Genomic DNA, 13,426 nt, shown 5'->3' with positions numbered 1-13,426 from the left:
CAGGTAATTCCTTACGGCGTAAACTATCAGTCGGAGAGGGCGGAACCGCCATGGGGCAGGCGTTGACCGTGTCGTACGTACGGGTCGTCGGCGTGGAGCGGATCACTCCGCGTACGGCGCGCGTCACCTTCACCGGGGACGCGCTGGCGGGGCTCATGGAGGACCGGCCCGACCAGCAGATGAAGCTCTGCTTCCCGAGGGAGGGGCAAGGAGTGCCCCGGCTGCCGGAGCCGGAGGCCGACGACACGTACGGCATGCGGTGGTACGAGGCGTATATCGCGATCCCCGAGCCCGAGCGGCCGCTGCTGCGGAGCTTCACCGTTCGCGCGTACGACCGTGGACGTGACGTGATGACGGTCGACTTCGTGCTGCACGGCGACGACGGGCCCGCCGCCCGCTGGGGCCGGGACGCGCGAGCGGGCGATGTGCTCGGCATGGTCGGCCCGTCGTCGCTGTACGCCCGGCCGCTGCCCGCCGCCGACTGGCTGCTGCTGGCCGGCGACGAGTCGGCGCTCCCCGCGATCGCGACCCTGCTGGAGTCACTGCCCGCCGGGGCGCGGGCGCTCGTCTGCGCCGAGGTCGCCGACGCGACGGAGGAGCGGCCGCTCGACTCGGCCGGCGAGGTGAGCGTCCACTGGGTGCACCGGGACGGGGGCGGGTCGCTGGCGGACGCGGTGCGGGCGGCGCCACTGCCCGCCGGGACCGGGGCCGCGTGGCTGGCCGGTGAGGCGGGGGCGGTACGGGCCCTGCGCCGTCACCTGATCGAGGAGCGCGGGTTGCACCGGGCGGCCGTGCAGTTCAGCGGCTACTGGCGGCGCAGCCTCACCCAGGACGACGCCCCGACCGAGGAGGACCTGGCCTGGGCGAAGGAGCAGGCGGGGGAGTGAGCGCGGGGGAGCGGGGGCCGAGGGGCGAGGACGGGGTGGCGGGGGCCGGACGCGCTACCCGGCGGCGCGCCCTGTTCCCCGGACGGCCCGGCCCGCCAGGGTCTGGGTGCGGCGGCCGTCCTCGATGACGAAGCGGCCGTCGATCAGCACGTGCGGGATGCCGACCGGCAGGGTGCGCGGCTCCTCGAACGTGGAGCCCGCCGCCACCGTCGCCGGATCGAAGAGCACCAGGTCGGCGCGGTAGCCCTCGCGGACGTACCCCCGGTCGGCCAGGCGCAGCCGCCGGGCCGGGCGCGAGGTGAGGTGGGCGACGCACTCCTCCAGCGAGAGGATGCCCAACTCCCGTACGTACCGGCCGAGATACTGCGGGAACGTACCGTAGGCGCGCGGGTGCGGCTTGTCGCCCTGGAGGATGCCGTCGCTGCCCCCGGTGTGCACCCGGTGGCGCATGATCTGCCGCACGTTCTCCTCGTGGCCCACGTGCTGGAGGATCGTCGGGCCGAGCCGGTCCTCGACGAGCAGCCGGCGCGCGGTCGTCCAGGGCGCCTCGCCGCGCAGTCGCGCGGACTCGGCCACCGTACGGCCCACATGGTCGGCGAGGGCGGGGGCGCCGACCCCCGAGATCTCGATGGTGTCCCACTCGATCGGCACGCCGTGGCAGCCGTCCGAGCCCAGCACCTCCAGGTGGTGCCGGATGCGTTCCGCCGTGGCGTCGTCGGCGAGGCGGGCGAGCACCGACTCGGGCCCGCCCTCGCTCGCCCAGCTCGGCAGCATCGCGACGAGGGTCGTGGAGCCGGGGGTGTACGGGTAGGTGTCGAGGGAGATGTCGGCGCCCGCGTCCAGGGCGTCGTCGAGCAGGGCGATCAGCTCGGGCGCCCGGCCCTTGTTCACACCGAAGTTCATGGTGGCGTGGGCGAGATGGAGGGCGCAGCCCGCGTTCCTGGTGAGCTGCACCATCTCCTCGTACGCGCCGAGCGCGCCCGCTCCGTACGAGCGGTGGTGCGGGCAGTAGTAGCCGCCGTACTGGGCCACCACCCGGCACAGTTCGGTGAGTTCGGCGTCGTTCGCGTACATGCCGGGGGTGTACGTGAGGCCGGAGGACATGCCGACCGCGCCTTCCGCCATGCCCTGGGCGACGAGTTCCTTCATCCGGGTCAGTTCGGCATCGGTGGCGGGGCGGTCCTCCCAGCCCACCGCGTGCATCCGGACCGTGCCCTGCGGGACGAGGTAGGCGGCGTTGACGGCGATGCCCCGGCCGTCGAAGTTGCGGTCCAGCCGGTCCAGGTACTCGCCGACCGTGCGCCAGTCGAAGTCGATGCTCGTGTCCTCGGGCGCACAGCCGTTCCAGCCGGCGATGGTGGAGCGGACCTCGGCGAGCGTCCGGTCGTCGACCGGGGCGTACGACAGGCCGTCCTGGCCGAGGACTTCGAGCGTGACGCCCTGCGCGGCCTTGGCGCTGTGGTCCGGGTCGCGGAGCAGCGCGAGATCGCTGTGCGCGTGCATGTCGATGAAGCCCGGCGAGAGGACGAGCCCGTCGGCGTCGAGCGTGCGGCGGGCACAGGGGCGCGGGCCGGGGGAGCCCTCGGGGTGGATCCCGGCGATCCGGCCGTCGGCGATGGCCACATCGGCGCGGTGGCCGGGGGCGCCGGTGCCGTCGACGACGTGGGCGTTACGGATGACCAGGTCCATGGGGGCTCCAGTTCAAGCCCCTCCGGCGAACGGGGGAGCGCTTCAGCTCCTCCGTTCGCCGAGGAGCATTTCAAGCCTCTCCGGAGATCGAGGAGCGGGGGTCCGGGGGCGGAGCCCCCGGTTACGGGAAGGGGCGGGGCAGGGGAACAGCCCCCGCAGGGCAGCTCCCCTCCCACAGCTGTCAGATGCAGGTGTCAGAAGAACGTGCGGATGTAGTCCGTGACCGTGCCGTCCGCCGCGACCAGCGGAATCAACTGCCACTTGTCGAAGCTGGTGCACGGATGCGACAGGCCCATCCCCACCCAGTCACCGACCTCCAGCTCCGCACCCGGCTCCGTACGCACCCATGCGTGCTGGTCCGACAGCCCGGTGACCGAGATGCCCGTCGCGGGCCGGACCGAGCCGTCCCGGCCGGACCGCACGACCTGCGCCTCGGGCAGGTCGAGGTCGTACGCCGCGTCCCGCTTGCCCGCGTTGAGGAACGCCTGCTCGTCCGACGGGCGCGACACGACCTGCGCCCACAGCCGGAAGGCGGGCTGCAGCTCCCCCTCCTCCGGCACCCGGTTGAACGGGGTCAGGTGGCGGTAGTGGCCGTCGTCGTGCGAGACGTACGCCCCCGAGCGCAGCAGCTTCAGCACCGGCGCCGACAGCTCCGGGATCTGTGCGAACACTTCCGCCACCGCGTCGAACCAGGCGCTGCCGCCCGCGCTGATCACGATCTCCTCGGCGGACGCGAAGCGCCCCGCGCGGTCGAAGTCGACGGCCAGCGCGACGAGCCGGTCCAGCCAGTCCCGTACCCGCTCGGCGGACGCCTTTGGCACCTCACCCTCATAACCGGCCACGCCCACCAGGCGCAGGGTCCCGGTCGCCGCCACCGCGTCGGCCACCGCCGCGCACTCGGCCTCGGTGCGGACCCCGGTGCGCGCGCCCTCGCCCGCGCCCAGCTCCACCACGACGTCGACGGGGCGGGAGGCGCCCGCCGCGCGCAGCGCCTCGTCCATCAGCTCCACGCCGCGCACCGAGTCGACGTAGCAGATGAGACGGAACTCCGGGTCGGAGTCCAGCTCGGCGGCGAGCCAGCGCAGCGCCGAGGCGTCGACGAGCTCGTTGGCGAGGAAGATCCGCCGGATCCCGTACGCCCGGTAGACCCGCGCCTGGTGCGGCACGGCGGCGGTGATGCCCCAGGCGCCGTACTCCAGCTGGCGGGCGAAGAGCTGCGGGGACATGGATGTCTTGCCGTGCGGGGCGAAGGCGAGCCCGTGGCGCTCCGCGTACGTCTCCAGGAGAGCGAGGTTGTGCTCGACCGACTCGGCGGACAGGGCGAGCACCGGGGTGGTGAAGCCGCCCGTGAAGAGGTTGCGCCGCTCGGCGGCGAGGGCGCCGACGGTCAGGCCCTCCGCGTCGGGCGGGAGCGCCTTGAAGCGGTGGTCGACCAGCTCGTCGGCGAGTCCGGACACAGGACGGTCGGCGCCCAAGGGGGCCTCCTCGATCGAAGTCGTCGTTGCATCATGTGCAACACTCATTGCGTATATCGCTTAACGCTGTCTAACATCCGAGCCGACGCCGGGTCAATGGCGTGCACCCCCGCCGCGCCCCGAACCCGCATCACCGAACCCGCGAGGAGCCCCGAGTGTCCGGAACCCCGGCCAGGACCGCCGACGCCGCCACGGCCGCCGAAGTCGTGTGCCTCGGCGAATCCATGGTGACGTTCCTGCCGTCGCAGCCCGGACGCCTCGCCGACGTACCCTCCTTCGGTCGCGGCATCGGCGGCGCCGAGTCCAACGTCGCCTGCGCGCTGGCCGCCGCCGGGCACCGGACGGCCTGGGTCAGCCGGGTCGGCGCGGACGGCTTCGGCGACCACCTCGTCGAGGCGATCGCCGGCTACGGGGTCGACACCTCCGGCGTGCGGCGCGATCCCTCGCGGCCCACCGGGATCTACTTCCGCACCGCGACCGACCGGGCCACCGACGTGCACGAGGTCGCCTACTACCGGGCCGGCTCCGCCGCCTCCGCGATGTCGCCCCGGAACATCCCGTACGTGACACTGCCCACGACCCGGGTCCTGCACCTGTCCGGCATCACCGCGGCGCTCTCCGCCGACTGCCTGGCCCTGCTCCACGACCTGACCGAGCCCCGCCCCGGCCGCCCGCTGATCTCCTTCGACGTCAACCACCGGCCCGGCCTGTGGCGCGACGCCGACGCGTCCCCCGAGGTGCTCCTCGACCTTGCCCGCCGCAGCGACCTGGTCTTCGTCGGCGAGGACGAGGCGGCTCAGGCGTGGGGCGTGACCGGCGCGGAGGCGATCCGCGCGGCCCTGCCGGAACCGGCGACGCTGGTCGTGAAGCGGGGCGCGGAGGGCGCGACGGTCTTCTCGGGCACCGGCGATGTCGCGGAAGCCGGTGAGGTCACCACCGTCCCCGCCCTGCGCGTGGACGTCGTCGCCCCCGTCGGCGCGGGCGACGCCTTCGCCGCCGGGTTCCTCTCCGCCACCCTGCGCGACCTCCCCGTACGCGACCGCGTCCGGCACGGCCACCTCATGGCCGCCGCCGTCCTCACCGTCCCCGGCGACCTCACCGCCCCGCCGGCCCGCGCGCACGCCGACTCCCTTGCCGCACTGGACGACGAGGCCTGGGGGAGACTTCGTCTCGGCCCCGGGTGGACGGGGGACGACCAGGAGGTACGTACGACATGAGTCAGACCGTCGACCGGGCGCTGAGCATCCTGCCGCTGCTCGCCCAGGGACCCGCCGACCTCGGCCAGGTCGCCGAGCGGCTCGGCGTCCACAAGTCCACGGCGCTGCGCCTGCTCCGTACGCTCCACGAGCACGGCCTCGTCTACCGCCAGCAGGACCAGCGCTACCGCCTCGGCGCCCGTCTCTTCGCCCTCGCGCAGGAGGCCGTCGAGAACCTCGACGTACGGGAGATCGCCCACCCCCACCTCGTCGAACTCAACGAGAGCTGCGGTCACACCGTGCATCTCGCGGTGTACGAGGAGCAGGAGGTCCTCTACATCGACAAGGTCGAGAGCCGCTACCCGGTCAGGATGTACTCGCGGATCGGCAAGCCCGTCGCGATCACCGTCGCCGCCGTCGCGAAGCTGCTCCTGGCCGACCTCACCGAGCCCGAGCGGCGCGCCATCGCCGAGAAGCTCGACTACCCCATGTACACGTCCCGTTCGACCCCGAACGCCGGTGCCTTCCTCAAGGAGCTCGCCGTCGTCCGCGAACAGGGCTGGGCCACCGACCTCGGCGGCCACGAGGAGTCCATCAACTGCGTCGGCGCCCCCATCCGGGGGGCGGACGGGCGGGTCGTCGCCGCGATGTCGGTCTCCGCGCCCAATGTCGTCGTCACGGCCGAGGAACTCCTCACTCTGCTCCCGCTGGTGCGCCGCACCGCCGACTCCATCAGCCGGGAGTACTCCGGCACCACCCGACCCAAGAAAGCCTGAACAGCCATGACCGAGAAGATCGCCCTCACCCCGAGCACCCACACCACGCCCCCCGCGAAGTTCTCGCACGGGGTGAAGAAGGGGAACATCCTCCAGGTCGCCGGCCAGGTCGGCTTCCTGCCCGCAGTCGAGGGCCAGGCCCCGACCCCCGCCGGTCCGACGCTGCGCGAGCAGACCCTCCAGACCTTCGCCAACGTCAAGGCGATCCTGGAGGAGGGCGGCGCGAGCTGGGACGACGTGATGATGATGCGCGTCTACCTCACGGACGTGGACCACTTCGCCGAGATGAACGAGATCTACAACGCCTACTTCGGCGAGCAGAACCTCAAGGCCGCCCCCGCCGCCCGCACGACCGTCTACGTCGGCCTCCCCAAGGGCCTCCTGATCGAGATCGACGCGCTCGCGGTCCTCGGCTGAGCAGGCTGAGCCGTCTGAACCAGCTGAACCACCTGAGCCCACCGAACCGGCCGAACCAGCTGATCCACTTGCCGCAACCGCACCACCGCTCTGCCACGCACGGCACGGCGCCCCACCCCATGGGGGCGCCGTGCCGCGCTCCCCCACACCCAAAATCCGTCGCCCCCAACGGAGTCACGCATGCTGCTCGCCGCAACCCCACCACCGGCCGAGACACCGCCCCACACCGGCGGAATCCTCCCGCTCATCGACGGCACCGCCGGTCTGCTGACCGTCGCCGTCCTCGGGATCGCGCTCCTCCTCTTCCTGATCATCAAGGTCAGGCTGCAGCCGTTCGTCGCGTTGCTCGCCGTGTCCATAGCCGTCGGCCTGGGCGCCGGACTCTCCGTCACCGAGCTCTTCGGTACGGTCCAGAGGTCCGCCGCCGTCTCCGTCATCGAATCCGGCATGGGCGGCATCCTCGGTCATGTGGCGATCATCATCGGCCTCGGTACGATGCTCGGCTCGATCCTCGAAGTCTCCGGCGGTGCCGAGGTGTTGAGCACCCGTCTGCTGAACTTCTTCGGCGAGAAGCGCGCCCCGCTCGCCATGGGCCTCACCGGCCTCGTCTTCGGCATCCCGATCTTCTTCGACGTCGGCATCTTCGTCCTCGCGCCGATCGTGTACGCCACCGCCAAGCGCTCCGGCAAGTCGATCCTGCTCTATGCCATGCCGCTGCTGGCGGGCCTCTCGATGACCCACGCCTTCCTGCCGCCGCACCCCGGCCCGGTCGCCGCCGCCGGACTCTTCCACGTCTCCCTCGGCTGGGTCATCCTGATGGGCGCCGTCGTCGGCGTCCCGTCCGTCCTCGCCGCCTGGGGCTACGCCGCCTGGATCGGGAAGCGGATCTTCGTCGCGGTCCCGCAGGACATGGTCGAGGCCGCCGAGGAGGCCAAGGCGGCGGTCGTCGCCGAGCAGCGGGCCGCCGGGGTCACCCCGCGCGAGGAGCCGGTCGCGCTCTCCACCGTACTCACGATCATCGGCACCCCGCTGGTGCTGATCCTCGCCGCGACGTTCTCCTCCATCGCGCTGGGCGCCTCCACCGCGCGCTCGGTCATCGAGTTCTTCGGCAACCCCTTCGTCGCCCTGACTATCGCGCTGGTGCTGGCGTACTACCTGCTGGGCATCCGTCGCGGCTGGTCCCGCAAGTCCCTGGAATCGGTGTCCACCTCATCGCTGAAGCCGGTCGGCAACATCCTGCTGGTGGTCGGCGCGGGAGGTGTGTTCGGCGCCGTCCTCAAGGCCAGCGGCATCGCGGACGCAATCGCCAAGACCTTCAACGACGTCGGCCTGCCGGTCATCCTGCTCGCCTGGCTGATCTCCGTGGTCCTGCGCGTCGCCCAGGGCTCGGCGACCGTCGCCATCGTCACCACCGCCGGCATCGTCGTCCCCCTGGTCGAGGGCCAGGACCTCTCGCAGGCCCACCTGGCCCTGATCATCATGGCGATCTCGGCCGGCTCGATCTTCGCCTCGCACGTGAACGACGGCGGCTTCTGGATGGTGTCGAAGTACTTCGGCATCTCCGAACGCGACACCCTGAAGTCCTGGACGGTCCTGGAGACCGTCCTGTCGGTCGCGGGATTCGCGGTGGCGGCACTGCTGAGCCTGGTGATCTAGGCTCTTCCATTCGGCTCGGACCGGCTCAGGCCTGGCTGACGCAGATGATGTTCTTGCCCTTGTCCACCTTCCAGTACCAGTAACGCTGCCCGCTGTTCGCCGGACAGATCTGGCCGCTGTACGACTTGGGTGCCCGGTAGTAGCCGGTGATCTGTGCGATCGACTGGCCCGCGACGGGCACCTTGTCGGCGTTGCAGCTCCAGACCACGAGCAGACGGGCGTTGCCGTTGCCGTCCAGGTCGGCGGGGAAGCACTGGCCCTTGCGGAACTGACGGGTCAGACACAGCGTCGTGTTCATGTCGTCCTTCGCGGCGTGGTACCAGGTGCCACTGCCGTTCTCCGAAGGGCAGGGGTCGGGGGTGCCGCCGGTCGAGTAGGCGCGGGTGACATGGACGTACGCGTTGGCGGAGTCACAGGCGACCCGCTGCGGCACCGCGGAGCTCCAGTTCCCGTACCCGTCGTCGTAGACGTTGAGGCACTGGCCGCTGGTCACGTACTGGAAGGCCCGGTCGACGGCATCGGCGGTCGGGGTGGGGGTGGGCGTGGGCGTCGGGGTCCGCGCCGCGTTGGTGCCGTAGGTGCTGCCGCTGGTGCTCTCCGTGCCGGACGTCTCCCAGGGCCGGTAGATCAGGAGCACCAGGACGATGAACAGTACGAGCAGCCAACCCGCGGAGGGGGACGACTTCTTCGGCGGTGTTGTGCCGTGCCCGGTCAGGCCGCCGAGGCGCAGATGATGCTCCGGCCGTTGTTCACCTGCCAGTACCAGAACCGCTGCCCGCTCCCGGCCGGGCAGGTCCACTTGGTGCCGGCCGAGGGCGCCCGGTAGTACCCGGTTATTCGCAGGATCGACTGGCCTGCCTGGGGGACGGTCGACGAGTTGCAGGACAGCACCACCGTCAGATCGGCGCTGACGGAACTCTGGACCTGCGCGGGGAAGCACTGGCCCACCTGGTACACCCGGTCGAGGCAGAGCGTGCGCTCGATCCCGTCCTCACCGGACTTGTGCCACCAGGTGAAGCCCTGCCCCGTGTCGCAGGAGCTGGACTCCCCGGACTGCGAGGTGACGCGGTTGACATGCATATAGGCGTTCCAGGCCCGGCAGTTGACCCGGACCGGGGTCGTGGCGCTCATCTTGCCGTGCCCGTCGCTGTACACGTTGAGACAGTCACCGGCGCGCACGGCGCGGAACGCCAGGTCGGTGGCGTCGGGTGTGGGGGTGGGCGTGGGGGTCGGTGTGGGTGTCGGGGTCGGTGACGGGTCGTCGTCGGTGCTGCCCGAATCGTCCGAGGTACCCCCGGAGTCGTCGCTGCTGTCGTTGTCGTCGGTGCCGGTGGTCTCGTCGTCGGAGTGGGTGTCGAGACCGTTGCCGGACGTGACGGCACCGGAAGCGGTGGTGCCGGCGGAGGACCCGCCGCTGCCGCTCGCCTTCCCCGAGGTTTCCCAGGGCTGCCAGAACACCAGGGCGACGACGACGGCGATGGCGATCAGCCAGCCCCAGTTCGATGAGCTGCCCGAGGCGGCGCCCGGCGGGCGCGTCGTGCCCCCGGCGGGCGAGGCGTTGGCGGACGCGGCCGCCCGCGCACGCGCGGCACGGATCGCCTGCTGGGCACGGGCGGCCTCCTCCGCGCGCTCCCTCTCGGCCCGCTCCCGCCTGGCACGGTCCTGCGCCGCCGCTTCCCGCCTGGCCCGCTCCTGCGCGGCCCGCCGCTGCTCGGCACGGGCGGCCTCCGCGCGTTCGCGCTCGACGCGCCGCGCCTCCTGCCGGGCGGCTCCCGCGCGTTCGCGCTCCGCCCGCTCCTGCTCGGCGCGCTCGGCCTGTTCGCGCTCCGCCTGCTCCCGCTCGGCCTGCTCCGCCCGCTGCCGCTCCGCCAGTTCCGCGAGGGCCGCCAGCTCCTGCCGGGTACGGTCGCGGCGGGCCCGGTCGCGGGCGGCGCGGGCCCTGCGCTCCTCCGTGTAGACCATCGTCGGGCGGGGCGGCGGCACCACGTCCGTACGTCCGTCGGCGTTCGGCGCCGCCGGGGCCGCGCCGCGGCCGTTGGCGAGTTCGATGCCCTGGGTCGCGTACGCGCCGATCAGTTCCGTCCACCGCGGTGGCAGCCAGCGGGTACCGCTGTGTGTGGCGGGCATTCCGGCCTGGTCGCGGCGGAAGCGGGCGAGTAGTTCGGCGGGTGTGGGGCGTCGGGCGGGGTCTGTGGCGAGGCAGGGGCGGATGGTGGGGACGAGTTCTTTGGGCAGTCCGTCGAGGTCGAGTTCGCCGCGTTGGACGCGGGCGAGGAGTCGGAGGGTGTCGCCGTCGGCGGCGTAGGGCGGTCGTCCGGTGGCGAGCATGAAGAGGGTCGCGCCGAGGGAGTACACGTCCGAGGCCGCTGTGGATGCCTCGCCGCGTGCTTGTTCGGGGGAGGTGAAGGCGATGGTGCCCAGGGTCAGGCTGGTGCGGGTGAGGTCGGCGGCGTGGGAGATGCCGAAGTCGATGACCCGGGGGCCCTCCAGCGGCAGCAGCACGTTCTGCGGCTTCACATCACGGTGGACGATGCCCACCCCGTGCAGGGTGACGAGCGCCTCCGCGGTCCCTGCGGCGATCCACCGCACCGCCGACGCGGGCAGCACGCCGCAGCTGCCGACGAGTTCGGAGAGCGGCGGCGCGGCGATGTAGTCGATGGCCATCCACGGCCGCTCGGCCTCCGGGTCCGCGTCCCGTACCCGCGCCGTGTACGCGCTGTCGACCCGCTGCGCGAGCGACACCTCGCGGGCGAACCGCCGCCGGTCGGTCTCGCTGACGTTCCCCTCGGCCAGCAGCGTCTTCACGGCGACGAGCCCCCGGCCGCCGCGCTCACCGCTGCGGGCCAGATAGATCCGCCCCATGCCGCCGGACGCCAGCCGTCCGATCAGCCGGTACGGTCCGAGCGCCGCCGGATCGTCCGCGCCCAGTGCCTGCACCCGCGCCCCGGCCATGTCCCGCCCCCTGTCGCATCACCGTCGAGCCCGTCGAGCCCAACAACGGTGCCATGTACGCGTCCGAACAGCCATGGAATGCGGAAAGTCCCGGCACTCTGTTGCCGGTCCGGGACAGGCTTGGGACGGCCCCGGGAACGGCCCCGGCCCCGGAACGTGCAGCAGCGCCGCCGGGGGAGCGGCGGCGCTGCTGGTCACTGATGCCGGCCGGTGGTTGTGGCAGGCCGTGCACGCGTGGATGTCACCTGCCGGCTACGGCAGGCCGTGCACGTGCGGGCCCACCGCGTTCGACCAGGCGTTGCCCGACGCGGCGTCCCAGTTGGTCGACCAGGTCATCGCCCCGCGCAGTCCCGGGTAGGTCTTCGAGGGCTTGAAGGAACCGCAGCCGGTGCCCTTGGCCAGGCAGTCCAGCGCCGCGTTCACGACCGAGGGCGCCACGTAACCGCTGCCCGCGCCCCTCGTGGAGGCCGGCACACCGAGGCCGACCTGGGACGGGTCGAGGCCGCCCTCCAGCTGGATGCAGGCGAGCGCGGTGAGGAAGTCCACCGAACCCTGCGAGTAGACCTTGCCGTCGCAGCCCAGCATCGAACCGCTGTTGTAGTACTGCGTGTTGACGACGGTCAGGATGTCCTTGATGCCGAGCGCCGTCTTGAAGTACTCACCGGACGTGGACTGCATGTCGATGGTCTGCGGCGCCATCGTGATGACGAGGCCCGAGCCCGCCTTCTGAGACAGTGAGCGCAGCGCCTTCGTCATGTACGTGGAGTTGAGGCCGTTCTCCAGGTCGATGTCGACGCCGTTGAAGCCGTACTCCTGGATGAGGGTGTGGACCGAGTTCGCGAAGTTGGTCGCGGAGGCGTCGCTGTTGACCGAGATGGAGCCCTTCTCGCCGCCGACCGAGATGATGACGTTCTTCCCGGCCGCCTGCTTCGCCTTGATATCGGCCTTGAACTGGTCGACGGTGTAGCCGTTCAGGCCCGCCGTGTCCAGGTTGAAGGTGACGGCGCCCGGCGTGCTCGTGGCGTCGGCGAAGGAGACCGCGATGATGTCGTAGTTCGCGGGCACGTCGCTGAGCTTCTGCACGGTCGCGCCGTTGTTGAAGTTCTGCCAGTAGCCGGTCACCGCGTGCTTGGGCACGGAGGTGCCGGGGTTGGGGTTGCCGCCGCCCTCCTTGGCCGTACGGCCGCTGACCGTCGCGGACTTGACGGACTCACCGGCCGCGTTGGTGGCGGTCACCGCGAACTGGTACGCGGTGTCGGCGGCCAGCCCCGTGACCGTCGCCGAGTTCCCGGTGGTCGTGGTGGCCTTCGCGCCGTCCCGGTAGACGGTGTAGCCGGTCGCGCCGGAGACCGCGTTCCAGGACAGGGCCACGGAGGAGGAGGTGGCCGTGCCGACCGCCAGGCCGGCCGGGGCGGACGGGATGGTCGGCTCCGGGTCGGTGCCGCCCCCGCCGTCGGGGCCGTTGACCGACACGTCGTCCACCAGATAGGCGGCCTGCCCGTACCAGCCGTGCGTGTAGACCTGGACCGAGGTGGTGCCGGGACCGGTCTTGAAGCTGGTGGTGAGCTGCGTCCAGTCGCCGGAGCCGGGGGACCAGGTCGACACGTCGGTGGTCCCGGTGCCGCTCGCGCCGAGGTACGCGTACCCGCCCTGCACCCAGGAGCTGAGCGTGTACGTCGAGTCGGGCTTCACGGCCACGGTCTGGGTGCACCGCGCGTTGTCCTGGCCGGCCGGGGTGGCCTTGAGGGCCGCGGCACCACCGTGCACGGGGGAGGAGACGGTGGTGCCGCTGCCGCCGGAACAGGTCCAGTTGGCGAGCCCGGATTCGAAGCCGGCGTTCTTGGCGACGTTGATATCGGCGGCCTGGGCGTTTCCGGCGAGGCCCGTGGCGGTCAGCGCACCGGCCGCGAGGACGGCCGCGGCGGCGCCGACGAGGGGACGGCTGTAACGTCTGCGGATTCTGTGGCCGTTGGCGGGGGAAGGTTCCACTTGCAGCCTCCGTGGGGGAGTCGGGGGTGCCTGCCGGGGTGCTCGGCGAGGAGCCGGCGGGGTGGACCGGCGGTACTCGGATCGTCCGGCGGGTGACGGGCAGAAGAAGGGGATGTGGAGTTGAGGAACGGTGGCCACCGCTGGCCGACAAAGCTGGTCCAGACCAATCGAGTTGTCAAGACCTCTGGCAACGGGACCTGCGGCGACCCCGTCCGTCCGGCCGGTGCCGAACCGGTCCGCCAGGGGCTCGCGAGCGCCTCCGCTTGGGCTCCGAACCGGCCTCGGCTTCCCTGTGAATTGACGTTTTGTTGACCTCGTCGGACCGTGTCGCGCCCCGTGCGGGTGAAGTGCCGCAAGTGCTCGGACAGTGACCGTCCGGTCTTCGCGGG

General features: G+C 71.8%; 10 protein-coding genes. 5 read left to right on the top strand and 5 right to left on the bottom strand.

All coding sequences use genetic code 11. From position 1 onward, the window contains the following. The first annotated feature begins 50 nt into the window (after nt 1–50). Nucleotides 51–887, top strand: coding sequence for a siderophore-interacting protein (locus OG842_RS14680; RefSeq protein WP_266730060.1), 837 nt, complete (start codon nt 51–53; stop codon nt 885–887). Nucleotides 888–941: 54 nt separating this feature from the next. Here OG842_RS14680 and OG842_RS14675 read toward each other — a convergent pair whose 3' ends face one another. Then, nucleotides 942–2,576, bottom strand: a complete 1,635-nt coding sequence (locus OG842_RS14675) for an N-acyl-D-amino-acid deacylase family protein (protein ID WP_328512251.1) — start codon at nt 2,574–2,576, stop codon at nt 942–944. A gap of 194 nt (nt 2,577–2,770) precedes the next feature. Next, nucleotides 2,771–4,099, bottom strand: coding sequence for an alanine racemase (locus OG842_RS14670; protein ID WP_328512250.1), 1,329 nt, complete (start codon nt 4,097–4,099; stop codon nt 2,771–2,773). A 107-nt stretch (nt 4,100–4,206) separates the two neighbouring features. On the opposite strand from OG842_RS14670, the gene OG842_RS14665 reads away from it, so the two are divergent. The 4 genes from OG842_RS14665 to OG842_RS14650 all read left to right on the top strand — a co-directional run bounded on the left by OG842_RS14665 (nt 4,207) and on the right by OG842_RS14650 (nt 8,096). Then, the gene (locus OG842_RS14665; RefSeq protein ID WP_266730055.1) at nt 4,207–5,268 is read left to right on the top strand and encodes a sugar kinase; all 1,062 of its coding nucleotides are present in this window, start codon (nt 4,207–4,209) and stop codon (nt 5,266–5,268) included. After that, a complete protein-coding gene (locus OG842_RS14660; RefSeq protein ID WP_266730054.1) occupies nt 5,265–6,023 on the top strand; it encodes an IclR family transcriptional regulator in 759 nt (252 codons plus the stop codon). The genes OG842_RS14665 and OG842_RS14660 overlap by 4 nt, the downstream gene beginning before the upstream one ends. 6 nt (nt 6,024–6,029) lie before the next feature. Then, nucleotides 6,030–6,440 (top strand): RidA family protein, encoded by a 411-nt coding sequence (locus OG842_RS14655; RefSeq protein WP_093897317.1) that lies wholly within the window; start codon nt 6,030–6,032, stop codon nt 6,438–6,440. 180 nt (nt 6,441–6,620) lie between these two features. Beyond that, a complete protein-coding gene (locus tag OG842_RS14650; protein WP_328512249.1) occupies nt 6,621–8,096 on the top strand; it encodes a GntP family permease in 1,476 nt (491 codons plus the stop codon). 25 nt (nt 8,097–8,121) lie between these two features. Here OG842_RS14650 and OG842_RS14645 read toward each other — a convergent pair whose 3' ends face one another. The 3 genes from OG842_RS14645 to OG842_RS14635 form a co-directional block, all read right to left on the bottom strand. After that, the gene (locus OG842_RS14645; protein ID WP_266730052.1) at nt 8,122–8,895 is read right to left on the bottom strand and encodes an LppU/SCO3897 family protein; all 774 of its coding nucleotides are present in this window, start codon (nt 8,893–8,895) and stop codon (nt 8,122–8,124) included. Continuing rightward, the gene (locus OG842_RS14640; RefSeq protein ID WP_328512248.1) at nt 8,808–11,048 is read right to left on the bottom strand and encodes a serine/threonine-protein kinase; all 2,241 of its coding nucleotides are present in this window, start codon (nt 11,046–11,048) and stop codon (nt 8,808–8,810) included. Before OG842_RS14640 ends, OG842_RS14645 begins: the two co-directional genes overlap by 88 nt. A 252-nt stretch (nt 11,049–11,300) precedes the next feature. Further along, nucleotides 11,301–13,037, bottom strand: coding sequence for a chitinase (locus OG842_RS14635; RefSeq protein ID WP_328512247.1), 1,737 nt, complete (start codon nt 13,035–13,037; stop codon nt 11,301–11,303). Nucleotides 13,038–13,426: the final 389 nt, after the last annotated feature.

The sequence above is a fragment of the Streptomyces sp. NBC_00376 genome (genome assembly GCF_036077095.1).
Lineage (GTDB): Bacteria > Actinomycetota > Actinomycetes > Streptomycetales > Streptomycetaceae > Streptomyces.
This window is presented reverse-complemented; position numbering and strand designations above follow the sequence as displayed.

What these genes read in the sequence shown, in the direction of transcription:
- OG842_RS14675 (WP_328512251.1), bottom strand. Translation starts at nt 2,576, where the DNA reads ATGGACCTGGTCATCCGTAACGCCCACGTCGTCGACGGCACCGGCGCC.
- OG842_RS14680 (WP_266730060.1), top strand. Translation starts at nt 51, where the DNA reads ATGGGGCAGGCGTTGACCGTGTCGTACGTACGGGTCGTCGGCGTGGAG.
- OG842_RS14660 (WP_266730054.1), top strand. Translation starts at nt 5,265, where the DNA reads ATGAGTCAGACCGTCGACCGGGCGCTGAGCATCCTGCCGCTGCTCGCC.
- OG842_RS14650 (WP_328512249.1), top strand. Translation starts at nt 6,621, where the DNA reads ATGCTGCTCGCCGCAACCCCACCACCGGCCGAGACACCGCCCCACACC.
- OG842_RS14670 (WP_328512250.1), bottom strand. Translation starts at nt 4,099, where the DNA reads ATGAGTGTTGCACATGATGCAACGACGACTTCGATCGAGGAGGCCCCC.
- OG842_RS14655 (WP_093897317.1), top strand. Translation starts at nt 6,030, where the DNA reads ATGACCGAGAAGATCGCCCTCACCCCGAGCACCCACACCACGCCCCCC.
- OG842_RS14640 (WP_328512248.1), bottom strand. Translation starts at nt 11,048, where the DNA reads ATGGCCGGGGCGCGGGTGCAGGCACTGGGCGCGGACGATCCGGCGGCG.